We start from the raw sequence: 20,983 nt of genomic DNA on the forward strand, positions 1-20,983 counted from the left end.
TGACACGAAACGGTTACGGCCGCGCTGGACGCCGGGCAAGGAGAAACCCTGTGGATTAAAGGTTTCCGGCCCGCTGTTGCGCGGATGCGACAGCGCATGGCGACCATCCTAGACTTTCCGTTGGCCGGAAACGGCGGCTTGCCAGCTTGCGTCGGCGGGCGGGGCGGCTCATCTCCTGGGCATGCCGATCTCCCCCGCCTATCGCCCTGATCCAGTGTTCATGCGTTTGGGACCAGACTTCGCCGATCCAGTCGGACCCGCCGACTTCCCCCAAACCATGCTACGCTTCCGCAACGACCGCGCGGCTGCGAGCGTGGGCCTCGACGTCCTGACCGATTCCGAGTGGCTGGACCATTTCGCGCGGTTCAGTCCCTTGCCTGACAACCAGCCGGGGCCGCTGGCCATGCGCTATCACGGCCACCAATTTCGCAGTTACAACCCCGACCTGGGCGACGGGCGCGGCTTCCTGTTCGCCCAACAGCGCGAGATCGGCGGCGACCGGTTGCTCGACCTGGCCACCAAGGGCTCGGGCCAGACGCCGTGGTCGCGTTCGGGCGATGGGCGGCTGACCCTGAAGGGCGGGCTGCGCGAGATCTTGGCCGCGACGATGCTGGAGGCCTTGGGCGCGCCGACCTCGCGGGCCTTCTCACTGGTCGAGACCGGCGAGGACCTGGTGCGCGGCGACGAGCCCAGCCCGACCCGCTCGGCGGTGCTGACGCGGCTGTCGCACAGCCATGTCCGGTTCGGCAGCTTTCAGCGCCACGCCTTCGCCGAGCGGCCGGACCTGGTCACCGTGCTGGTCGATCACGCGGTCGAGACCTACTACCCGCAGGTCGCCGACCAGCCCGACCGGCCCAAGGTGTTGCTGGAACAGGTGGTCGTGGCCAGCGCCAAACTGCTGGCCCGGTGGATGGCGGCCGGTTTTGTGCACGGGGTGCTCAACACCGATAACATGGTGGTCACGGGCGAAAGCTTCGACTACGGCCCCTGGCGGTTCCTGCCGAAGAACGATCCGAATTTTACGGCGGCCTATTTCGACCATCAGGGCCTGTACAGTTTCGGCCGCCAGCCCGAGGCGGTGTTCTGGAACCTGCAACAGCTGGCCGGCTGCCTGGCCCAGGTCACCGACCAGGCGGGGCTCGTCGCCGCGCTCAACAGGTTTTCCGATCTCTATCGCGACGCGCTCCGCGCGGCGATGCTCGACCGCATGGGCGTAAAGAGCCGCTCGACCCAGGACGATATCGATCTGGTGCAGGCGGCGTTTGGAGCCTTGGCCGCAGGCGGCGACGCGCTGCGCTGGGAGCCGTTCTTCTTCGACTGGTTCGGGGGAGAGGCGTCGCAAGCCCGCGCCTTGGCCGGGCCGCGCGGCGACCTCTACGGCCAGGAGGCGTTCGTGGATTTGCGTCGCCGGCTGTCGAGCTTCGAGGCCGACCGCCCCGAGCGGCTGGACAGCCCCGTCTTCGCGCGCGCCGAGCCGGAGGAAATGCTGATCGACGAGGTCGAGGCCCTCTGGGCGCCGATCGCCGAGGCCGACGACTGGTCGCCTCTGTACGCCAAGCTGGCCAGGCTGGAGGAGAGCCGTGTCGCCTACGCGTTAGGAGACTGACATACGGGTGAGACAAATCTGCCGCATGCTGACTTTTCCGGCATAAGGCGGGAACAAACGTCAAGCTTCAGCCTTACACTGACTGGAGCACGCCCGGCGGGTGATTGGCTGGTGGAGAATTTCGCATGCGTTTCTTCCAACCCGTAATGCTGGTCTGCGCGGTGGCCATGTCGTTCATCGGCGCCCTGGGCCTTCCCGGCTGCGCCCGCGCCATCGGCGAGTGTCTGCAAGACAAGCACAAGCTGGCTTAGCAGCCTTCCTGCTCCCCTTGCGGGAGAAGATGGCGGCCGAAGGCCGACGGCTGAGCGGTCTAGCTGGCCCATCGCCGTTCGCGGTTGATCTCGCCATCGACCCCTCATCCGACCGGCTTCGCAGGCCACCTTCTCCCGCAAGGGCAGAAGGAATTCCAATCACCCCAACCACGGCGCCGATCCCATGGCCTTGGCCAGGAACGCGATCAGCACCTCCACCCGCGCCGGGCGGATCGTGCTGGGCGGGGTGACCAGGTGCAGGGCGATGGGCGGCGGCGCCCAGTCGGCCAGGACTTCTTCCAGCAAGCCGTCCCGCACATCGCGCCACACCAGGAAGTCCGGCTGCATGGCCAGGCCCAGGCCCGCCAACAGCGACGGCCGCAGGATATCGGCGTTGTTGACCCGCAAGGGGCTGTGCAGGCTGACGGCATATTGTCCGTGTTCCGCATGCTCGAACCGCCAGACGTCCTTGGACTTGCTGTTGGTGTAGAACATGCCGCTCATCGCGCTCAGGTCCTTGGGATGGCCGGGCCGGCCGTGCTGGTTGAAATAGGCCGGCGCGCCGACCAGCATCACCCGAACCGGGCACAGACGACGCGCCAGCAGGCTGGAATCCTCCAGGGCCGAGATGCGCAGCGCCAGATCAAAGCCGTCCTCGACGATGTCGACCAGTTGGTCCGATAGGGACAGTTCGATCGACACCTCGGGATACAGGGCGAAGAACGCCGGCAAGGCCGGTCCCAGATGGGCGATGCCGAACGACATCGGCGCGGCCACCCGTACCAGGCCGCGTGGCGTGGCCGACTGGGCCGAGGCCTCGGCCTCCAGCGCCTCGCCCTCATGCAGCATGTGGGTCGCCCGATGCAGCGAAGCCCGCCCGGCCTCGGTCAGCGACAGCCGGCGCGAAGTGCGGTGAAACAGGGTGGCGCCCAGCCGCTGCTCCAGCCGGCCGACGGCCTTTGAGACCGTGGCCTTCGACAGGTTCAATTGCTCGGAAGCGCCGACGAAGGAGCCGGTCTCGGCCACCTTGGCGAACACGGCCCAGGCCTCGAAGTCAGGAAGTTTCATCTCGATCTCCGTTTTCCCGGCGAGGCCGGGACCCAGATGGCAAGGCTAAGATGGGCTCCAGCAGACTCAGAGTTTTTCCAATCATCCCCACCGCTTGGATCGGGGTCCCGGCCTTCGCCGAGAAGCTGCATGGAAGCAAAAATAGAAACGGTTTGTTTCGATCATTTCCATTTCGGATCGCGGTGCAAGAGATCATCTTCTCCGCACCGGAGAGGGCCACACGGTCTTTTCCCCAACAACCTTCTGAGGAGATTTCGAAATGATCGATGTCAGAACATTCGATAGCCTCGGCGGCGCCAACCACGGCTGGCTCGACGCCAAGCATCACTTCTCGTTCGCCGACTATCACGACCCCTCGCGCGCCCATCATGGCGCCCTGCGGGTTTGGAACGACGACACCATCGCTGCGGGCACGGGGTTCCCGCCCCATCCGCACGCCGACATGGAAATCATCACCTATGTTCGGGAGGGCGCGATCACCCACCAGGACAACATGGGCAATTCGGGCCGCACCGAGGCCGGCGACGTTCAGGTGATGAGCGCCGGCACCGGTATCCGGCACTCGGAATATAATCTGGAAGGCGACACGACCAAGATCTTCCAGATCTGGATCATCCCGAACAAGCGCGGCGAAGGTCCCGCCTGGGGCGCCAAGCCTTTCCCCAAGGGCGACCGCTCCGGCAAGTTCGTGGCCCTGGCCAGCGGGTTCGAAGCCGATAATGACGCGCTGCCGATCCGGGCCGACGCCCGGGTGCTCGGCGCGACGCTGAAGGCCGGCGAGACCACCGAGTACGCGCTCGGCGCGGACCGCAAGGGGTATCTGGTGCCTTCGACCGGCAAGGTCGAGGTCAATGGCGTAACCCTCAACACCCGCGACGGCGCGGCCATCCAAGACGTGGCGGTTCTGATCATCAAGGCTGTCGAGGACGCTGAACTCGTGCTCGTCGACGCCGCCTAGATGTCCGGCCGCTTCTTCTAACCGAAATCCAAACGCCAACCCGACGTTTCCAAGGAGGCTTTCATGCCCAAGGTTCTCGTTCTCTACTATTCCGCCTACGGCCACATCGAGACCATGGCCAACGCCGTCGCCGAGGGCGCCCGCGCCGCCGGCGCCACCGTCGACATCAAGCGCGTGCCGGAACTGGTGCCCGAAGAGGTCGCGATCAAGTCCCATTACAAGATGGATCAGGCCGCCCCGATCGCCACGATCGCCGACCTGGAAAACTACGACGCGATCATCGTCGGCACGGGCACCCGCTTTGGCCGCATGGCCTCGCAGATGGCCAGCTTCCTCGATCAGGCCGGCGGCCTCTGGGCGCGCGGCGCGCTGAACGGCAAGGTCGGCGCGGCCTTCACCTCGTCGGCCACCCAGCACGGCGGTAACGAGACTACGCTGTTCTCGATCATCACCAACCTGCTGCACTTCGGGATGACCATCGTCGGCTTGCCCTATAGCCACCAAGGCCAGATGACCCTGGAGGAAATCGCCGGCGGCGCGCCCTACGGCGCCACCACCATCGCCGGCGCCGACGGCTCGCGTCAGCCCAGCCAGATCGAGCTGGACGGCGCCCGCCACCAGGGCGAGCTGGTCGCCAAGACCGCAGCGAAACTGTTCGGCTAAGCCAAGCCAAGCGCGGATCGTTCAAGAAAGGCGATCCGCGCCAGGGTCTGGAGCATTTTTCGAGCGAAGTGGTTGCGGTTCGCGTGAAGAAAAATGCGTTAAAACAGAAGATTAGAGCTCACGGCCTGGCGCAGTCAGGTCGGGAAATGCTCTAGCCCTCCCCCGCAACCGATCGCCAAGGCCGGCTGGCTCTCCCCCAGGAGCCAGCCGGTTTTTCCTTCACCGCCCATCTCCATCCCTCAACCCAAAGGAGTAGGCCCATGCGTCGTCGCCAAGACAGCCTGCTGGAAAACCTCTGGAAGCTGGCGATATTGCTGTTCACCGTTCGTCTGCTGGCCCGCCGCTACCGCCGCGCCTGAGGCGCGCCCCGAACCCGCCCTAGACTTCGAAGGTGACGCCCTGCGCCAGTGGCAGGGTGGTCCCATAGCTCACGGTGTTGGTGGCGCGGCGCATGTAGGCCTTCCAACTGTCGGAGCCAGCCTCGCGGTCGCCGCCGGTCTCCTTTTCGCCGCCGAACGCCCCGCCGACCCGTCCACCCAGGTCCGAAAACCGCCAGAAAAAAAGCGGCCGCCAGAGCGACAGAAAACGGCCAATGAGCAGACCTCATGTCCTCCGGGACATTTTCAGCCTCGCGCTAGAGTAACGACGGTGTACGGCTCGGGTCGCATCGAGAGCGACGCAACGGAAGTCTATCTCGGGCGGTGAATATTCGTCCATTTGCGGAAGCTCGGGACTGTCGCGTTTTTTCGTTAGAATCAAAGAATTAACCACTCCATCTGTCGCATAGGGTCCCTGAATTCAGGGTGCGGCGCCGGCCGCGCTTGCGACTCCGTGACAGATGCGTCATAAGGCGGCTCACAAGTAGGATTTCGGCCACCATCGTGAACCGGCCGAGCCTCCGCTTTTAGAGCCGCCCGACAGTAATTTTCCGGGTTTCTAGGGGCGTTTTTGTCGGGGGGCGGTTCGCCCTCGCCGCGCAGGACACGAGTTTTGTTTACCAAGTCGCAGACGTGCGCGGATACGCGCGCGCTGGTCGGCGCCGTATTGGTCGGATCCGCCACGGGTCTGGCGCTCGGCGGCGTTTACCTCGCGGGGGGCATGGCCCAAGCCGCGAGCCAGCACGCTCAAGTCTCTCGCCTGGCCGACGGCGCCGAGGGGAATTTCTCCGACGCGGCGCTGTACCAGGCTGCGTCTCGGATGGATGCCGGCGCGCTCGCCATCGCCCGCCGTCACGATCCCTACACCGTTTCCGGCGGCGCCCAGCGCGACCGCCAGTCGGCCCTGCTGGTCGAGCGCCTGGAGCAGCGCCGAGCCAGTGACGACGATCGTCAGCCCCTGTTGCTGCGCGCCAGCTTCGGCGGCCCGTTCAACCCGGCCGTCACGCCGTTTCGCCTGACCAACGCCTTGGAAAGCTCGCGTGAACTCGAGTGCCTTTCCGAGGCGGTCTATTACGAGGCCCGCGGCGAGACTCCCAGCGGCCAGGCGGCCGTGGCCCAGGTGGTGCTCAACCGCGTGCGCCACCCCTCGTTCCCCAAGTCGATCTGCGGCGTGGTGTTCCAGGGCGCCTACACCCACACCGGCTGCCAGTTCAGCTTCGCCTGCGACGGCTCGATGCGCCGGGGCCGCGAAGTCGGCGCCTGGAACCGCGCCCAGAAGATCGCCGCGCGGGCCTTGTCGGGCGCCGTGATGAGCGAAGTCGGCGCGGCCACCCACTTCCACACCACCGGCGTCGCGCCGGGCTGGGGTCCGCGCCTGCTGCGCGTCGCCCAGGTGGGCATGCACGTGTTCTACCGCTTCGGCGGTCGGGCCGGCGCGCCGGACGCCTTCAGCCGCACGCCGCGTCCGTCGACGGCCGACGATCTGCCGAGCGTCACCCTGGCCAGTCTGGCCACCACCACGACCGCTGACGGCAAGTCGTCGGCGCCGGCCATCCAGATGGCCAGCGCCCTCGTGCTGCCCTCCGTCCAAGCTCCGGCCACCGCGCCGGGCGGCATGGGCGGACCCCTGGGTCCGGTGTCCGAGCCCGCCTCGGCCCCCGCCATGCACCCGACCAAGACCTCGTCGGCGACGGCGGGCGACGCAGTCAAGGTGTCATCGGCGGCCGCGACCGGAGCTGCTTCCTAAGCGCGCCGGGCATGTGGCTGCTGGCGAAGCGCATCTGCTTGGCCCGCTTGCCGACGAAATAATGCAGGTCCCTGCCGTGAACGGCGCGCCAGATCACCTCGGCGGCGTCCTCCACGGGATAGACCGGCAGGCCGCCGGCCTTCAGCACGTCCGACATGTTGGCGTTGCTGCCAGGCTGGCTGGCGTTGAGGATCGGTGTCTCGACGAACCACGGCATGACGCAGGCCACGCCAACGCCGTGGGCCTTCCATTCGATGTCCAACGCCTCCGACAGGCCTCGAACCGCGAACTTGGTGGCCGAATAGACCGCCAGGCTGGGCGAGCCGTACAGGCCCGCGCAGGACGAGATGTTGATCAGACGCGAGCCCGGCGTGGCTTTCAGGAACGGCAGGGCGGCGCGGGCGCCGTTGACCACGCCCTTGATGTTGATGTCCAACTGCAGGTCGATATCGGCGTCGTCGTGACTCTCGAATGGGCCAAAGCGCGCGACGCCGGCATTGTTGAGCAGAACATCTACCCGGTTTTCGGTCAGGGCGGCGAAGTTCGTGAGGGCGGTGGTCCAGGCGGCGCGGTCGCGGACGTCCAGCTTGAAAATCGCGCCATGGGCCGGGCCGATTGCGACCAGGGCGGCTTTCAACCCGACCGCGTCGATATCCGACAGCCCGACGAACCAGCCCTCGGCGACGAAGCGCTTGGCGCAGGCCAGGCCGATGCCGCTGGCGGCGCCGGTGATAAAGACGGCCTTGCGGCCTTCCGCTATGGCGCTCACGTGTTCCCCTCCCTTTTCTTTGTTATCACTGATCAGACGCCCGGGAGGGCAGTTTGGTCAAGTCGGGGATGGCAGTGGGGACATGCACTTGTGCGTGTCCCCAAACGTCAGCCCGCCAAGGTCTCGTCCACCACCTCGGCTGTAGGGCCGTTCTTGAGAATGGACTCGATCGCGTTCTTGGCCGAGGCCTTAGAGGCGTAGCCCTCGGTCGAGAACATCGTCTCGCCGTTGGAAGCGACGAAATTCACGCGGAACTCGTCCTTCTTGTCCTTCTTGATCACGAACTTGTAAGCCATGGGGGGCGCTCCACTGGTACCGTGCCTTGTCGATGAACCGACGCGGCAACCTCGCCTTGGTGGCGAGAGGCGTCAATCTCCGGCGCTTGCGTCCGGCGGCGCGAGGCGCAACTTTTACAAATCCTCACCCCGCGAGCGCCCATGACCCCCAACGACCGCCTCGACCAGCTGTCCCGCGACCTGCTGGCCACGCCCTATGTCGATCTGAAGGACGTCCAGAAAAGCGTTATCGACCTGATCGCGGCTGAGGCGCCGACGGGGCTGAACCAGGCCTTGCTGGCCGACGACCGCAGCTTCTGGGACCGTCTGGCCGACAAGGTCGCGGCGATCGGCGGCTCCTGGGCCTTCATCGGCGGCTTCTGCGCCGCCTTGCTGCTGTGGATCGGGCTGAACGTGGGGCTGAGGCCCTTCCACCTGTCATTCGACCCCTATCCCTTCATCTTCCTCAACCTGATCCTGTCGACCGTGGCGGCGATCCAGGCGCCGGTGATCATGATGAGCCAGAACCGCCAGGCCACGAAGGACAGGCTGAACGCCGAGCACGACTATGTGGTCAATCTGCGCGCCGAGCTGGAGATCATGCGTCTGCACGGCAAGCTGGACGCCCTGCGCGAACAGGAGATGGTCGAGATCCTGCGCGGCAACACCGAGGCGCTGGATATCCTAAAGGCCCAGGTGGCCAAGATGACGGAAGACCGTGGCTGATCGGATTGGGGACATGCACATGTGCATGTCCCCACCTTCATCAGGCGCTCTTCGCCGTCCGCCGCAACGCCTGAGGCGGCTGGCGGAAGGCGCGCACGAAGGCGCGCCTTCCCGCCCTAGAAGCCGAAGCGGACGCCGACCAGGGCGCTGGGACCCGACATGTCGATCGACGACTTGGTCTTGGTCGCGCCGGCGGTGACCTCGACCTTCATCGAGCCGACGCGTTCGTAACGGCCTTCGGCGAACAGCGACATGGCCGGCGTGATCGCGACGCTGGCGCCGGCCATGGCGCGCAGGGCCAGGCCGGAGCCCCTGTCATCCAGCAGGCCGTCGTCGAACTTGACCGACGCCGCGCCGAACCCGACGCCCACATAGGGCTTCACCGGACCTTTGACCGGCAAGTCGTAATAGGCGTTCATGTCTAGGGTCACGGTCTTGACCGAGCCGGTCGATTTCACGTTGATGTTCGGCACGACCACGGCCTCGACGTCCTGGCTGTGATAGCCGAGCGCCAATTCAACGCGCCAGTTGCCCTCAAGCTGGGTTCCCCAGGCCAAGACGCCCTGGGCGGCAGTGTCGGCATCGGCCTTGAGCTTGTAGCCCGGCAGCAGGGTGTAGTCGTAGTCGCTCTTGCCGACAAAGCCGCCGGCCACCGAGATGTACTGACCCTTCGCGGCCGAAGCCTTGGCGGGCTTGGCGTCCTGCGCCGAGGCTGCGCCGGCGATCGCCAGGGCAGCGACGGTGGTGGTGATGAACAAACGCATGGAAAAAATTATCCCCCGATATTGACGCGTCCGATAGCGGACGGGACGTCCGGTAGGCGGTCGCGGCAAGCGAGTAAATCTTCGGTTGCTCAAGCTTGACCTTTTGTTGCGAACTATGGCGTCGATGCAACATTCGGTTGCGTCGCGCGCGTCAGCCGCCTCATCGCCTGAGGCGGGTGGCCGAACGCCCTGACGAAAGCTCGGCGCATGCGTTCGGAGTCGCCAAAGCCGGTTTCGAGGGCCACGTCCTCGATCTGTAGCGGCTGGCTGTCGAGCAGGGCGCGGGCGGCCTCGACGCGCAGGCGTTCGACCGCCTTGGCAGGTGTGGCGCCGGTCTCGCTGGTGAACAGCCGCGCGAAGTTGCGGGGGCTCATGGAGGCTTGGGCGGCCAGCTGATCGACGGTAAGCGGCTGGGCCAGGTTCTCGCTGGCCCAGGCCAACAAGCCGTCGAACCGGCCGCCCTGCATCTCCAGCAGGGCCGAGAACTGCGACTGGCCGCCGGGGCGCCGGTGATAGACCACCAACTGCTGGGCGGTCTTTCGCGCGATGTCCTCGCCGAGATCGGCGCCGATCATCGCCAGGGCCATGTCGATGCCGGCGGTGATGCCGGCCGAGCTCCACAGCGAACCGTCCTGGACGAAGATCCGGTCCGGCTCCAACCGCACGGCGGGATAGCGGCGCTGGAAGTCCTGCGATCTTTGCCAGTGGGTGGTGGCGCGTCGACCGTCCAGCAGGCCGGCGGCGGCCAGGACGTAGGTTCCCGAGCAGACGCTGGCGGTGCGGCGGGCCTTGGCGGCCACGTCGCGCACGAAGGCCAGGGTGGTCTCGCAGATGGCCGACGTGCGCGTGCCCTCACCGCCGGAGACGATCAGGGTGTCCAGGGCGGGCGCGTCCGCGAAGGCGGATGCGGTCATCGCCAACCCCGAAGAGCTGGCCACCGGGCCAGCGTCTCGGGCCAACAGCGCCAGACGGTAGGCGCCCGGCGCGAGACGTCCGGCGATCTCGAACGCCGCGATCGGCCCAGCAGCGTCCAGCAGTTGGAAGTCTTTGAAGATCAGGAAGCCAATCGTGCGGAGCATGGCTGTTTCCGAGGGAATTATGTCATTTAAGCCAGACGCTAGGCCTGCGATGTTGCGGCGTCAATCGGAGGTCTCACCCATGCCCCAGAACGCGCCAAAGAAGCCCGCGCCGTTTCACATCGTATTCGCCCTGTTTCCGGCCGTCACCCACCTGGACTTCACCGGGCCGCACCAGATCCTCAGCCGCCTGCCCGGCGCACAGGTCGTGATCGCCAGCGAGGCGGGCGGCGACGTCGAGGCGGAGGGTCTGGTGTTCGCCCGCGTGGCCAGGCTGGCCGACATCGAGCACTGCGACCTGCTTTGCGTGCCCGGCGGGTTCGGCACGACCCAGGCCATGGCCGACGAGGCTTTCCTGACCCAGCTGCGCCGGCTGGCGGCCGGGGCGCGCTACGTGACCTCGGTCTGCACCGGGTCGCTGTTGCTGGGCGCGGCTGGTCTTCTAGTGGGCAGGCGCGCGGCCTGCCACTGGGCCTGGCGCGACCAGCTGACCCTGTTCGGCGCGATCCCCGACCCGGCTCGGGTGGTGCGCGACGGCAATGTGTTCACCGGCGGCGGGGTGACGGCCGGCATCGACTTCGCCCTGACTATCGCCGCCGAGATCGCCGGCGACGACGTGGCTCAGGCGATCCAGCTGGCCGTCGAATACGCCCCCGCCCCACCGTTCAACGCCGGCCGCCCCGAGACCGCCCCTCCGGCGGTTCTGGAGCGCATCCAGGCGGTCTACGGCAAGGGCATGGACGAGCGGTGGGCGGCGGCGCGGCTGGCGGGCGCGAAGCTGGCGCGGATGGCTTAGGGCGGCAAGAGGCGGCGGAGGTTAGGCGGCGTTGGCCTGCCCTAGCTCCGAGCCACCGGCTGCGGCGCATCGCCCCGCTCGATCTCCTGCATCAGGGCACGGATCATTCGGGCGTGGCCCTCGGCCAGGTCGTCGGCGAACACCGCGCGGGGGGCGTCCGGCGAGATGCCCACGGCCTCATACCGCGCGCCTTGCGGGTCGCGGTAGATTTCGGCTGGCAGGGTCAGCATCCAGCCGTTCGGCAGGGGCTTGTTGAGCTGGTCCGACAGGCCGCCACGGGTGCGCTCGCCCACTTGGACCACGTTGGCCAGGGCGCGCATGGCCAGGGTGAAGGTTTCGCCGGCGCTGACCGTGACATCGCTGGTCACCAGATAGACCGGCCCCAGATAGCGACGCGCCCGCGACGGCTGGACGTGAAAAGCCTGGGGCGTCACATCGCGCGCGCCGACGGCAAACTTGCTCCAGGCCAGGCGCGAGTGGTCGGCGAAGCGTCCGGCGATCCGCAGGCCGATGGCGTCATAGCCGCCGCGATTGTTGCTGACATCGACGATCACCGCCTTGGCGCCGTCAAAGGCTTGCAGCGCGTCGTCCAGCGCGGCGTCGAGCGCGGCGGGGTCGCCCGGCGCGGCCTCCTTGTCGAAGCCGCCCATGGTGACGATGTTGAGATAGCCGACCTCGCCAACCCGGCCCCAGATCACCCGGTTATTGGCGGCCTGGTGGCCACGCCCTTTCAGAACGTCGTCCAGGACGCCGCGCTTGTAGGTCTGGAGCCAAGCCTTCTCGGAGGCGGCGGGATCGGCCTGCCGGGAGTTCGAGCGCACGCGGATCAGGGTGGCGGCCTCGCCGCTCTCGAAGTCGCGGGCCTCGTCGCCCAGGGTGGCCTGCAAGCCGACATGCGGATCGTCAAGACCGACCATCAAGCCGTTCAGCGCGTCGAATAGCGCAGCGCCATTGGTGGCCTTGGCGGCGGCCTTGTCGGCGATGCGGGCCCTCGCGGTCCAATCGACATGGCGCTGGCTGGTCGAGGGATAGAAGGCCGCGAAGGTGTCGGCCGCCAGGGCGGTGATCTTGCGCGGCGTCCAGGCTGTCTTGGCCAGGCAGGCCGCGGGCAGGGCCGGCAAGCGGTCGAACAGATAGCTGGTGTCGGCAGGGCCGGATGACGTCGCCAGGACGTTTGGGCCGGCCAGGTGGCGCACCGCCAGCACACCATCGGGATCGGCCTCAGGGCGCGGATCGGCGTAGCAGGCCGCGCCGACGGCGTGGAACAGCTTGGTCTCGCTGGCGTCGATCCGCACGATGTAGCCATAGCCGCGCGAACGCCAGACGCCCTGGGTCGGGTCAACGGCCTGGGCGTTGGCGGCCGCGCCGGTGAGGGCGACCAGGATGGCGAGGACGGCGCTGCGGCGCTTCATGGACAATCCCCTGCGTTGCACGGGCGGACCTTCGACGGTGTCGGGCGGCCATGGCAAGCGGGAGTATGGGTTTTGACGGTGGCCGACGCCCCCGCCGTCACGATGCGTATTCGCATCGCGCCTCCTCCCGCGCTTCGCGGGTGAAGAGGAGACGGCGAAGCCGACGGAGGGGGCGGTCGGCGCCTTCACCCCACACGAACACTCGTCATCGAGATCGCCGCGAACAGGTCATCGGTGAAGAACGACACCTCATCCCCGGCCTGCTGGGCGCCCAGCACATAAAGCAGGGGCAGGTAGTGCTCGGCGCTGTTGATCGAGGCCTCGGCGTCGGGGCCCAGGGCGCGCCAGTCGATCAGCGGGTCGTGATCGCCGGCCGCGATCAACGCCTTGGCGGTGTCGTTGAAGCGCGGCGCCCAGTCGGGGATCTCGCCGGTGCGAAAGTTCACGGCGCGCAGGTTGTGGACGATGTCGCCGCTGCCGATGATCAGCACACCCTCGTCGCGCAGGGCGGCCAAGCGTCGGCCGGCCTCATAGTGCCAGCGGTCGGAGCGGCCGCGATCCAGGCTCAGCTGCACCACCGGCACATCGGCGTGCGGATACATCGGACGCAGCACGCCCCAGACGCCGTGGTCCAGGCCTCGGGTCGGGTGCTGCACGACGGGATAGGGCGAAAGTAGCTCCGCTACCCGCGACGCCAGGGCCGGATCGCCCGGCGCGTCGTAGCGCACGTCGAACAGCGCCTGGGGGAAGCCGCCAAAGTCGTGGATGGTCTCGGGGCGCTCGGACGCACCGACCGCGCTGGCCCCCATCGTCTCCCAGTGCGCGCTGATCATCAGCACCGCCTTGGGGCGGGGCAGGGCGGCGCCCAGGGCGGCCCAGGTCTGGCTCCAGGCGTTGTCGGCGATCGCGTTCATCGGCGAGCCGTGGCCGAGGAACAGGACGGGCAGGCGGGCGGTCATGGGCGCGAGGTCCGATCAGCTACTCGATTAGTTACAGATAGGTCGCCGCCGGCGTCTTTCAATACGCACCCGGGAAGGCGCGAGGGCGACCATTTGGCCACATCGTGGCCGTCGCGGGGCCGCTTTTGCGACGCGTGCTTTCCCGGCGCGCCCGGCTTTGTTAAGGCGGAGGCGTTGTGAACGTACCCGTCCTTCCCCCCACGGCTTCCGGCGATGCGACGCCGCCTTCGGACCCGCCGGCCACCCCGGTCGCCGCGCGCCCACTGCGGGCCTCAACCCGGGGCGGCGCGCTGGACCTGCTGCGGCTCGTGGCCTCGTTGCTGATCGTGCTCTATCACTACGGGGCCGAGGGGCCGATGCGCATCGAGCGCTTCTCCCAAATGTTCTCGCGCGGCTTCCTGGCCACCGATTTCTTCCTGATGCTGTCGGGCTATGTTCTGGGCCGGGCCTATGGGGCCTCGACCCTGACGGGGCGCATCAGCCATGGCCGGTTCTGGGTGCGCCGGGTGGGCCGGGTCTGGCCGGGGCACCTGATCGTGCTGGCGACGATGGCGGTCTTGGTGCTGGTGCTCAACAGCCTGGGCACCGACGCCCACAAGCCCTCGCGCTTTGCCTGGGACCAACTGCCGGTCCAGGCCCTGCTGGTCCATGCCTGGGGGTTCAACAGCGACGGCTGGAACCTGCCCAGTTGGTCGCTGTCGGCGCTGGTGGTCTGCTATGCGGTGTTTCCCTGGCTGTGGCGGGCCGCCGACAAGGTGCGCCATCCGTGGCTGCTGCCTTTGGCCGGGGCCCTGGCCTTCGCGCTGTGCGAGGTCGTCGCCCGTCAGGCCTTTCACCACGCCCTGTCGGACCTGCAGTTCCGCTATGGCGTACTACGGGCCTTGCCGTTGTTCATCCTGGGCGTCTGCCTGGCGCGGGCGGTCGAGATGGACTGGCCGTCGGAAAAGGCCGCCAAGGCCCTGCTGGTCGGCGGTTGCGGGCTGCTGGCGGCGATGCAGCCGCTGGACCGCTACGCCCTCCCCGACGAGCTGATTTTCGACATCCCCTGCCTGATCGCCATCGCCGCGATCGTGCTGGGGGCGGGTCGCCTGCCGGTGCGCCATCCCAAGGCCTGGATTGAGGAAGGCGCCAAGCTGTCCTTCGCCCTGTTCATCACCCACATTCTCGTGGGGGTGATCTATTGGAGCGCGGTGCACGAGTTGATTGAGACCGTGCCGATCGGCATCGCCTGGCAGTGGCTGATGTGGCTGGCCTCGTTCCCGATCGCCCTTGGCGCGGCCTTCCTGTTCCACACCTATCTCGATCAGCCGCTGCAAGATCGCATGGCGCCATGGCTACGGGGGCGGCGGTAAGCCCCCTTAAGCCGCGGAGTTCTTCTCGGCGGTTTCGCCGCGCTGCTTTTCCAGCACGCTGGCCAGGCCCTGCAGGATGATGTCTTGCATGGCGGAATTGGCGTCGGCGCGGTGCAGCAGCTTGATCGAGGCGACGTGCACCTTGACGCCGGCCTGCACCGTGGGCGTCAGCGCGCCGGCCTCGTCCAGCAGGTCGCACAGCGAGCGGGCGGCGATCTCGACAGCCTCGTTGCGCTCAGCTCCGCACAAGCTGACGATGTCGGCGGCGCGGGCATAGAGCCCCTCGATCCGCGCGGGCCCGTCGGCGCGTTTCAGCGCTTCGCCAACGTATATGCCGCCCTTTTGCGCCATCAGCTGGCCGAGACGCGGCCGCATGCGGCTCTTTTTGACTTCGCTCATGCCAAGGATCTTTGTGGTTTGATGAGCAGGTCCAACTCGTCCTGGCTCATGTTCTGGCCTGAGCCGTCGCTCAATTCAGTGGACTGATCGTCGCGGCGCCGGCCGTCGGGGAATTCGACCGGCGGGCCAGCGTTGCGCCAGCGGCGGTCGGGGCCGATGTAGGTGTCGCACTCTATGAACATGCGATCGCCTTTGGCGACCCAGAGGATTCGCTCCAGCATCACGGTCGGTGAAATCGGCTTGGTGACGATGAAGTTGGCGCCGCAGTCGCGGGCCTTCTCGACGTGGGCGCGACGGGTGTGGGCGGTGACGATGATGGCGGGGGTCATGCGGTTGGCTTCGTCGGACTCGCGGCGCAGCCAGCGGATCAGGTCGTAGCCGTCCATCTCCGGCAGCAGGGCGTTGGTCAGGATCAGATCGACCTGATGATATTTCAGCTCGTTCTGGGCTTCCTGGGCGGTGGTTTTGCGCACGACATTGCGCAGGCCAAAGCTCATCAGCACCCCGACCAGGATGTCGAGCGACTGCGGATTGTCATCAACAATCAGCGCCCGAGCCTTGTCCAGATTGATGTGCTGACTTGGTTGCAACCCAGAGCGCCCCGGTCATCCCGACTAACTGCTGGGACCGTTACTCAATGCGCCCATACGGTTAAGAAACCGCTGTCGCCACGCGGATGGGGCGGATTGTCGCGGAGCAGCTTCACCAGGCTCGCCATGCCCTCGTTCCGCTCCTCCAGGCATTCGCCGGGATGAGCGGATAGAGGAGTGGGTCTCACACGGCGTCCAGGCCAATATCCATCACCAGGGCCGAGTGGGTCAGGGCGCCGACGCTGATCACGTCCACGCCGGCCTCGGCGATGGCCCGGACGGTGGTCAGGTTGACGCCGCCGGAGGCTTCCAGCACTGCACGGCCCTTGGCCAGGGCGACGGCGGTCTTCAGGTCTTCGGGGCTGAAATTGTCGAGCATGACCACGTCAGGGCGGTGCTTCAGCGCGTCTTCCAACTGGTCAAGTCCATCCACCTCGACCTCGACCTTGACCAGGTGGCCGGCGAAGGCGCGGGCCCGGCGGACGGCCTCGCCCACGCCGCCGCAGGCCGCGACGTGGTTGTCCTTGATCAGGATCGCGTCATCCAGGCCGAAGCGGTGGTTGACGCCGCCGCCGCAGCGCACGGCGTATTTCTCCAGCGCCCGCAGGCCGGGCGTGGTCTTGCGGGTGTCGACGATGACGGCGCCCGTGCCCTCGACCAGGCGCACATAGGCCCGCGTCAGGGTGGCGATGCCCGACAGCTTGCCCAGCAGGTTTAGCCCTGTGCGCTCGGCGGCCAGCACGGCGCGGGCGTTACCCTCGGCCCGGGCCAGGATCGCGCCGGGCGCGGCGTCGGCGCCGTCCTGCGTCAAGACCTCGAACGACGCGGTCGGATCCAGGGCGGACAAGGCGAGGCGGGCGCAGGACAGGCCGGCGATCCGGCCCTCCTGCCGCGCGGCCCACACCACCGACAGCCGAGCGTCGGCGTCGATACAGGCCTGGGCGGTGATGTCGCCGGCCCGGCCAAGGTCCTCGGCAAGGGCCAGGTCGATGATGGGGCGGATCAGCAGGTCGGGGAGGGGGGACGGAACGCTCAAAACAACTCCGACAGCGCGATGCTGATCTGCGGGGCGAACAGGGGCGAGACGGTTGCGGCGTTGCCTTCAAAAACGGCAGTCGAAGCCCAGGTCCCGTCGGCTTGCGGTTCGCGGCAGACGCTGACCTTGCGAGCGTTGGGCTCGACCACCCAGTATTCCGGCACGCCGGCCCGCGCGTAGAGGCGGCTCTTGACCGTCAGGTCGTTGCCGCGTGTCGAGATCGAAATCTCCACCACTAAGACGGCTTGCTCGGCCTGGGCGTATTTTTCGCCCTCGGCCCTTCGCATGACAAAGACGTCTGGCAGCGGTGCGCTGCGTTGGCCAATCTGCAAGGTCGCGTTGACGATGACCTTCAAGGCTGGTCGGGGCGAGAGCGCGCGCAAGGCGCTTTCGATCGCGAATACGACGTCGGCGTTGGCGCCGCCATGATCGGTCGAAGCGGGCGCCATCTGGATGATCTTCCCTTCGATCAGTTCGACGCGCCCCTGGACGCCGGAGAACACGCCCGCCTGGTCCATCAGTTCAAACTGATCGAAGTCGAACAGGAACTCGCTGTCGCCGCGCTCTTCGAAACCCGCATCCGTCGCCGTCATGGCAGAGCCTCCGTTCCTGAAACGTACTCCTATTCCGCCGCGTATCGCAAGCCGGCGGCGGCGCTGTCCAGGGTGATGAAAGTGCGCTCGGCCAAGGTTGCGGCGGGGAAATCGCGGCGGAAATGGCCGCCTCGGCTTTCCTCGCGGGCCAGGGCGGCGCGAGCGATCAGGCCGGCGGCGACCAGGGTTGGGGCCAGGCCGTGCGCCGTTTGCAAGGCGTCGATCACGGTCACGAGGCGGGAAAGGCCCTCGGCGTCGCGGATCACGCCGGCGTCGCGGCTCATCGCCCGGCGCAGGATCTGGAGAGCGGCGTCGGGCAGGTCGGGCGTGGGCTCGGCCGGCAGAGGTTCGCCGCCCATCGCCAGGTCGCGCGCCACGCGCCCGGCCCGGGCGCCGAACACGGCCGCCTCCAGCAGGCTGTTTGAGGCCAGGCGGTTGGCGCCGTGCACGCCCGTGCTGGCGCACTCGCCGGCCGCCAGCAGGCCCGGCAGGCTGGCGCGGCCGTCGAGGTCCGTCGCCACGCCGCCCATGTGATAGTGCACCGCCGGGGTCACCGGGATCGGCTGGATGCGCGGGTCGATCCCCGCGCTCATGCAGGCGGCGAACACGGCCGGGAACTCCTGCGGGAAGTGGGCGCCGACCGCCGTGGTGGCGTCAAGGAACGCGCCGCGTCCGGCCGAGCGCTCGGCGTGGATGGCGCGGGCCACCACGTCGCGCGGCGCCAGCTCGCGAGCCGTGTGATAGTCGGCCATGAAGGCGCGGCCATCCGTATTGCGCAGGATGGCCCCTTCGCCGCGCAGGGCCTCGGTGGCCAGGGGCGCGGGGTCGCGGCCGATGTCGATGGCCGTGGGATGGAACTGCACGAACTCCGGATCGGCGATTTCTGCCCCGGCCAGGGCGGCCAGACCCAGGCCCTCGCCGCGCACTTCGGCCGGGGTGGTTGTGACCGCGTAGAGGCCGCCGACCCCGCCGGTCGCCAGGATGACGCTGGCGGCGTGGATCTCGACAAGCTCGCCGCCGACTTCGGCCAACACGCCGACCACGCGACCGGTCGCGTCCTGGAGCAACCGGCGGGCGCGAGCGTTCTCACGGACCTCGATGGAGGGCGCGGCGCGGACAGCGGCGATGACGGCCGCCATGATCGCCGCGCCGGCCCCGTCGCCGCCGACCCGGGCAACCCGGGCCTTGGCGTGAGCGGCTTCCAGGCTGAGCACGAAGTCGCCATTGGCTTGCCGGTCGAACGGGGCTCCGAGGGCGGCGAGGGCGCGAACCGCGTCCGGGCCTTCGGTGGTCAATAGCGCGACGGCCGCCGGATCGCATAGACCCGCGCCGGCCGCCATGGTGTCTGCGGCATGCAGGGCGGGAGCGTCCTCGTTCGACAGGGCCGCAGCCATGCCGCCCTGCGCCCAGGCGCTGGAGCAGCCGGTCGCCAGCGGCGTCGGCGACAGCACGAGCGCCCGGCGCGGCGCGGCCGCAAGGGCGGCTGTGAGACCCGCCAGGCCCGCCCCGAGGATCACGGGGCCATCGAAGGTAATGCGGTGCTCAATCATCTCAAGCTCACTCCGAAGCCCCTCCCCCTTTGCGGGGAGGGATTGGGGTGGGGGTGTCGGCGCTGATTTGGACGTCTGCGCCGACACCCCCCATCCGACCGCTTCGCGGCCACCTTCCCCCGCAAGGGGCGAAGGGAAGGGTTTTCTAGATCATCTCCACATCCACATGATGCTTGGCCTTCACCAGGTCATACCGCGCCGGAACCAGCGGCGGCGGCAGGTCGATCATCCGCTGCACGGCCAGGCGGGCGCGGACGGCGATGGCCGGATCGACGGTCACTTCGTAGCGGTCGTGGACCAGCGCGTCGTGGATGTTCTGGAGGCTAATCCGCTTCATGTGCGGACACAGGTTGCAGGGGCCGATGAACTGGGTGCCGGGCGACTCCGCCTGGACGTTGGAGGCCATCGAGCACTCGGTGATCAGCACCACCTGCCTGGGCTTGCGCACAGCGACATAGTCGTTCATCGCCGCCGTCGAGCCGGCGAAATCGACGGCTTCCAGGATCTCGGTCGGGCATTCGGGGTGAGCCAGGATCTCGGCCCCGGGATAGGCTGCGCGCATGTCGGCGATGTCCTGGGCGTTGAAGCGCTCGTGCACCTCGCAGCGGCCGGCCCAGGCGATGATCTTCACCGAGGTCTGGCGCGCCACGTTGCGGGCCAGGAACTCGTCGGGGATCAGGATCACCTTGTCGACGCCCCATTCGCGGGCCGCCCACTCCACCACCTGCACGGCGTTGGCGCTGGTGCAGCAGATGTCGGTCTCGGCCTTCACGTCGGCGGTGGTGTTGACATAGGTGACGACTGGGACGCCCGGATGACGCGCCTTGATCAGCCGAACATCGGCGCCCGTGATCGAGGAGGCCAAAGAGCAGCCGGCCCGCAGGTCGGGGATCAGCACGCGCTTGTCGGGCGCCAGCACCTTGCTGGTCTCGGCCATGAAGTGGACGCCGGCCTGGACGATGACGGCCGCGTCGCACTGGGCGGCCTCGCGGGCCAGGGCCAGGCTGTCGCCGACGAAGTCGCCCACGCCGTGGAAGATCTCCGGCGTCATGTAGTTGTGGGCCAGGATGACGGCGTTTTTCTCGCGCTTCAACCGGTTGATCTCGCTGATCAAGGGCGCGTGAATCTGCCATTCCAGCGGCGTGACATGGTGCTTGACCTTGTTCCATGCGGCGGCGGTTTCCGCTTCGACATCGGCATTGAAAGCGAGGGGCGCAAAACCGTCGGCCATCTGATCCTCTCTTATGCTCAAACTGAGCATTTCCAGGGTCTCAAAAAACGCCGGAGGACGGAGAGCCCATCGGCGTCACGGCTTTTGCTGAAATTGAGCAAAACCCACGGATCAGATATAGACCTTCCGTCGCCGATTGCAAATCGTCCTGTAAGATTCGCCCGACAGCCCTGCCGGTGATGCGTTGTGACCGTCTCTGACTTTCAGGCGGTTTCGAGCCGAGCAACACCAGGCGGCAGTCGTTCGGCCGAGGATCCTAGGGCGGCGTCTACAGCGGCCCTATGGGCGGTTCACGGGTGGGCGCGGCGCGCGGCGGTGGCCGACGCCAGCGCAGAGCTGCGGCGAACCCGTTGGAGCCGTGTCGAGGGCATCGCGGGCGCTCGACCGCCCTTTCGAACCCCCAAGGCCCGCGACGGGGTGGCCTGGACGGGCTGGCCAGGATAACACCCGTACATGGCACGAACCAAGCAAAGCCCTGACCTTGAGATCGAAGTTGGCGGACAGCCTTTTGTCTGGCGACTTCACCGCCTGCCCGGATGGTCCAGCGACACCGCGTCACGGCATGGCATGGCGATCGCCGCGCGTCACAAGGAAGGGCAGCGCGAAGCCGTGATGGAGTTTCCGCCAAGCCCTGAGCCTCGGTACGGGGCGCCCGTTCTCAAGGCCTCGCAAATCGCTCCGGAGCTCGTTGCGAAGGCCATCGCATCCGCCATCGAGGCGGGGTGGGACCCGCTTTCTCGAGGCAAGACGGTGGCTATCGTCGTGGACGCCACCGGCGCCTGACG

Annotated in this window: 22 protein-coding genes and 1 pseudogene; 9 read left to right on the forward strand and 14 right to left on the reverse strand. The window is 67.5% G+C overall.

Going from position 1 to position 20,983, the window contains the following annotated elements; translation table 11 throughout:
* Positions 1-181: 181 nt before the first annotated feature.
* Together ACP696_RS11505 and ACP696_RS11510 are read left to right on the forward strand one after the other, a co-directional pair.
* Complete coding sequence (locus ACP696_RS11505; RefSeq protein WP_426009712.1) at positions 182-1,606, forward strand: protein adenylyltransferase SelO; 1,425 nt, start codon at positions 182-184, stop codon at positions 1,604-1,606.
* A 125-nt stretch (positions 1,607-1,731) separates the two neighbouring features.
* Positions 1,732-1,857, forward strand: a complete 126-nt coding sequence (locus tag ACP696_RS11510; protein WP_426009709.1) for a hypothetical protein — start codon at positions 1,732-1,734, stop codon at positions 1,855-1,857.
* Positions 1,858-2,016: 159 nt separating this feature from the next.
* On the opposite strand, the gene ACP696_RS11515 is transcribed toward ACP696_RS11510, so the two are convergent.
* On the reverse strand, positions 2,017-2,925 hold the full coding sequence (locus ACP696_RS11515; RefSeq protein WP_426009706.1) for a LysR family transcriptional regulator: 909 nt from the start codon (positions 2,923-2,925) through the stop codon (positions 2,017-2,019).
* 259 nt (positions 2,926-3,184) lie between these two features.
* Between ACP696_RS11515 and ACP696_RS11520 the strand changes: the two genes are divergently transcribed.
* Together ACP696_RS11520 and wrbA are read left to right on the forward strand one after the other, a co-directional pair.
* The gene (locus tag ACP696_RS11520; RefSeq protein ID WP_426009703.1) at positions 3,185-3,883 is read left to right on the forward strand and encodes a pirin family protein; all 699 of its coding nucleotides are present in this window, start codon (positions 3,185-3,187) and stop codon (positions 3,881-3,883) included.
* A gap of 63 nt (positions 3,884-3,946) precedes the next feature.
* A complete protein-coding gene (wrbA, locus tag ACP696_RS11525; RefSeq protein WP_426043802.1) occupies positions 3,947-4,546 on the forward strand; it encodes an NAD(P)H:quinone oxidoreductase in 600 nt (199 codons plus the stop codon).
* Positions 4,547-4,924: 378 nt separating this feature from the next.
* Here the strand turns inward: wrbA and ACP696_RS11530 are convergent.
* Positions 4,925-5,083: pseudogene (locus tag ACP696_RS11530) on the reverse strand (aldehyde dehydrogenase family protein); the annotation flags it as partial.
* A gap of 453 nt (positions 5,084-5,536) precedes the next feature.
* On the opposite strand from ACP696_RS11530, the gene ACP696_RS11535 reads away from it, so the two are divergent.
* Positions 5,537-6,670, forward strand: coding sequence for a cell wall hydrolase (locus ACP696_RS11535; protein ID WP_426009699.1), 1,134 nt, complete (start codon positions 5,537-5,539; stop codon positions 6,668-6,670).
* Here the strand turns inward: ACP696_RS11535 and ACP696_RS11540 are convergent.
* Positions 6,630-7,439 (reverse strand): SDR family oxidoreductase, encoded by an 810-nt coding sequence (locus ACP696_RS11540; RefSeq protein WP_426009696.1) that lies wholly within the window; start codon positions 7,437-7,439, stop codon positions 6,630-6,632. The two genes, ACP696_RS11535 and ACP696_RS11540, sit on opposite strands and share 41 nt — an antisense overlap.
* Before the next feature lie 107 nt (positions 7,440-7,546).
* On the reverse strand, positions 7,547-7,735 hold the full coding sequence (locus tag ACP696_RS11545) for a YegP family protein (protein WP_426009693.1): 189 nt from the start codon (positions 7,733-7,735) through the stop codon (positions 7,547-7,549).
* 141 nt (positions 7,736-7,876) lie between these two features.
* Here ACP696_RS11545 and ACP696_RS11550 point away from each other — a divergent pair, with 141 nt between their 5' ends.
* Complete coding sequence (locus tag ACP696_RS11550) at positions 7,877-8,440, forward strand: DUF1003 domain-containing protein (RefSeq protein ID WP_426043803.1); 564 nt, start codon at positions 7,877-7,879, stop codon at positions 8,438-8,440.
* A gap of 116 nt (positions 8,441-8,556) precedes the next feature.
* Here ACP696_RS11550 and ACP696_RS11555 read toward each other — a convergent pair whose 3' ends face one another.
* Together ACP696_RS11555 and ACP696_RS11560 are read right to left on the reverse strand one after the other, a co-directional pair.
* Entirely contained in the window at positions 8,557-9,204 is a 648-nt protein-coding gene (locus ACP696_RS11555) for an outer membrane protein (protein WP_426030436.1), read from the reverse strand.
* A 113-nt stretch (positions 9,205-9,317) separates the two neighbouring features.
* Positions 9,318-10,283 (reverse strand): GlxA family transcriptional regulator, encoded by a 966-nt coding sequence (locus ACP696_RS11560; protein ID WP_426043804.1) that lies wholly within the window; start codon positions 10,281-10,283, stop codon positions 9,318-9,320.
* Between the two features lie 79 nt (positions 10,284-10,362).
* On the opposite strand from ACP696_RS11560, the gene ACP696_RS11565 reads away from it, so the two are divergent.
* A complete protein-coding gene (locus ACP696_RS11565; RefSeq protein ID WP_426043805.1) occupies positions 10,363-11,076 on the forward strand; it encodes a DJ-1/PfpI family protein in 714 nt (237 codons plus the stop codon).
* Between the two features lie 41 nt (positions 11,077-11,117).
* Here ACP696_RS11565 and ACP696_RS11570 read toward each other — a convergent pair whose 3' ends face one another.
* Positions 11,118-12,488 carry a S41 family peptidase gene (locus ACP696_RS11570; protein WP_426030430.1) on the reverse strand — a complete coding sequence of 457 codons (1,371 nt, stop codon included), beginning with the start codon at positions 12,486-12,488 and terminating at the stop codon, positions 11,118-11,120.
* A gap of 185 nt (positions 12,489-12,673) precedes the next feature.
* The gene (gene ygiD, locus ACP696_RS11575) at positions 12,674-13,447 is read right to left on the reverse strand and encodes a 4,5-DOPA dioxygenase extradiol (protein WP_426043806.1); all 774 of its coding nucleotides are present in this window, start codon (positions 13,445-13,447) and stop codon (positions 12,674-12,676) included.
* Positions 13,448-13,623: 176 nt separating this feature from the next.
* Between ygiD and ACP696_RS11580 the strand changes: the two genes are divergently transcribed.
* Complete coding sequence (locus tag ACP696_RS11580; RefSeq protein ID WP_426030426.1) at positions 13,624-14,799, forward strand: acyltransferase family protein; 1,176 nt, start codon at positions 13,624-13,626, stop codon at positions 14,797-14,799.
* A 6-nt stretch (positions 14,800-14,805) separates the two neighbouring features.
* Here the strand turns inward: ACP696_RS11580 and ACP696_RS11585 are convergent, their stop codons facing one another.
* The 6 genes from ACP696_RS11585 to nadA form a co-directional block, all read right to left on the reverse strand.
* Positions 14,806-15,198: a hypothetical protein gene (locus tag ACP696_RS11585; protein ID WP_426043807.1), complete on the reverse strand. Its 393-nt coding sequence runs from the start codon at positions 15,196-15,198 to the stop codon at positions 14,806-14,808.
* On the reverse strand, positions 15,195-15,788 hold the full coding sequence (locus ACP696_RS11590; RefSeq protein ID WP_426009667.1) for a response regulator: 594 nt from the start codon (positions 15,786-15,788) through the stop codon (positions 15,195-15,197). Before ACP696_RS11590 ends, ACP696_RS11585 begins: the two co-directional genes overlap by 4 nt.
* Before the next feature lie 184 nt (positions 15,789-15,972).
* Entirely contained in the window at positions 15,973-16,824 is an 852-nt protein-coding gene (gene nadC / locus ACP696_RS11595; RefSeq protein WP_426043808.1) for a carboxylating nicotinate-nucleotide diphosphorylase, read from the reverse strand.
* On the reverse strand, positions 16,821-17,417 hold the full coding sequence (locus ACP696_RS11600) for a Uma2 family endonuclease (protein WP_426009661.1): 597 nt from the start codon (positions 17,415-17,417) through the stop codon (positions 16,821-16,823). Before ACP696_RS11600 ends, nadC begins: the two co-directional genes overlap by 4 nt.
* 29 nt (positions 17,418-17,446) lie before the next feature.
* Entirely contained in the window at positions 17,447-18,967 is a 1,521-nt protein-coding gene (locus ACP696_RS11605) for an L-aspartate oxidase (RefSeq protein ID WP_426043809.1), read from the reverse strand.
* Between the two features lie 145 nt (positions 18,968-19,112).
* Positions 19,113-20,198 (reverse strand): quinolinate synthase NadA, encoded by a 1,086-nt coding sequence (gene nadA / locus ACP696_RS11610; protein ID WP_426009655.1) that lies wholly within the window; start codon positions 20,196-20,198, stop codon positions 19,113-19,115.
* 453 nt (positions 20,199-20,651) lie between these two features.
* On the opposite strand from nadA, the gene ACP696_RS11615 reads away from it, so the two are divergent.
* Positions 20,652-20,981 carry a hypothetical protein gene (locus tag ACP696_RS11615; protein WP_426043810.1) on the forward strand — a complete coding sequence of 110 codons (330 nt, stop codon included), beginning with the start codon at positions 20,652-20,654 and terminating at the stop codon, positions 20,979-20,981.
* Positions 20,982-20,983 lie beyond the last annotated feature (2 nt).

Origin of the sequence: Caulobacter sp. DWR3-1-2 (genome assembly GCF_049896225.1) — a bacterium.
In the GTDB taxonomy this organism is placed as follows: domain Bacteria; phylum Pseudomonadota; class Alphaproteobacteria; order Caulobacterales; family Caulobacteraceae; genus Caulobacter.

What these genes read in the sequence shown, in the direction of transcription:
- ACP696_RS11585 (WP_426043807.1), bottom strand. Translation starts at nt 15,198, where the DNA reads ATGAGCGAAGTCAAAAAGAGCCGCATGCGGCCGCGTCTCGGCCAGCTG.
- ACP696_RS11520 (WP_426009703.1), top strand. Translation starts at nt 3,185, where the DNA reads ATGATCGATGTCAGAACATTCGATAGCCTCGGCGGCGCCAACCACGGC.
- ACP696_RS11605 (WP_426043809.1), bottom strand. Translation starts at nt 18,967, where the DNA reads ATGATTGAGCACCGCATTACCTTCGATGGCCCCGTGATCCTCGGGGCG.
- ACP696_RS11555 (WP_426030436.1), bottom strand. Translation starts at nt 9,204, where the DNA reads ATGCGTTTGTTCATCACCACCACCGTCGCTGCCCTGGCGATCGCCGGC.
- ACP696_RS11515 (WP_426009706.1), bottom strand. Translation starts at nt 2,925, where the DNA reads ATGAAACTTCCTGACTTCGAGGCCTGGGCCGTGTTCGCCAAGGTGGCC.
- ACP696_RS11545 (WP_426009693.1), bottom strand. Translation starts at nt 7,735, where the DNA reads ATGGCTTACAAGTTCGTGATCAAGAAGGACAAGAAGGACGAGTTCCGC.
- ACP696_RS11600 (WP_426009661.1), bottom strand. Translation starts at nt 17,417, where the DNA reads ATGACGGCGACGGATGCGGGTTTCGAAGAGCGCGGCGACAGCGAGTTC.
- ACP696_RS11550 (WP_426043803.1), top strand. Translation starts at nt 7,877, where the DNA reads ATGACCCCCAACGACCGCCTCGACCAGCTGTCCCGCGACCTGCTGGCC.
- ACP696_RS11560 (WP_426043804.1), bottom strand. Translation starts at nt 10,283, where the DNA reads ATGCTCCGCACGATTGGCTTCCTGATCTTCAAAGACTTCCAACTGCTG.
- wrbA (WP_426043802.1), top strand. Translation starts at nt 3,947, where the DNA reads ATGCCCAAGGTTCTCGTTCTCTACTATTCCGCCTACGGCCACATCGAG.
- ACP696_RS11565 (WP_426043805.1), top strand. Translation starts at nt 10,363, where the DNA reads ATGCCCCAGAACGCGCCAAAGAAGCCCGCGCCGTTTCACATCGTATTC.
- ygiD (WP_426043806.1), bottom strand. Translation starts at nt 13,447, where the DNA reads ATGACCGCCCGCCTGCCCGTCCTGTTCCTCGGCCACGGCTCGCCGATG.
- ACP696_RS11505 (WP_426009712.1), top strand. Translation starts at nt 182, where the DNA reads ATGCCGATCTCCCCCGCCTATCGCCCTGATCCAGTGTTCATGCGTTTG.
- nadA (WP_426009655.1), bottom strand. Translation starts at nt 20,198, where the DNA reads ATGGCCGACGGTTTTGCGCCCCTCGCTTTCAATGCCGATGTCGAAGCG.
- ACP696_RS11510 (WP_426009709.1), top strand. Translation starts at nt 1,732, where the DNA reads ATGCGTTTCTTCCAACCCGTAATGCTGGTCTGCGCGGTGGCCATGTCG.
- ACP696_RS11570 (WP_426030430.1), bottom strand. Translation starts at nt 12,488, where the DNA reads ATGAAGCGCCGCAGCGCCGTCCTCGCCATCCTGGTCGCCCTCACCGGC.
- ACP696_RS11615 (WP_426043810.1), top strand. Translation starts at nt 20,652, where the DNA reads ATGGCACGAACCAAGCAAAGCCCTGACCTTGAGATCGAAGTTGGCGGA.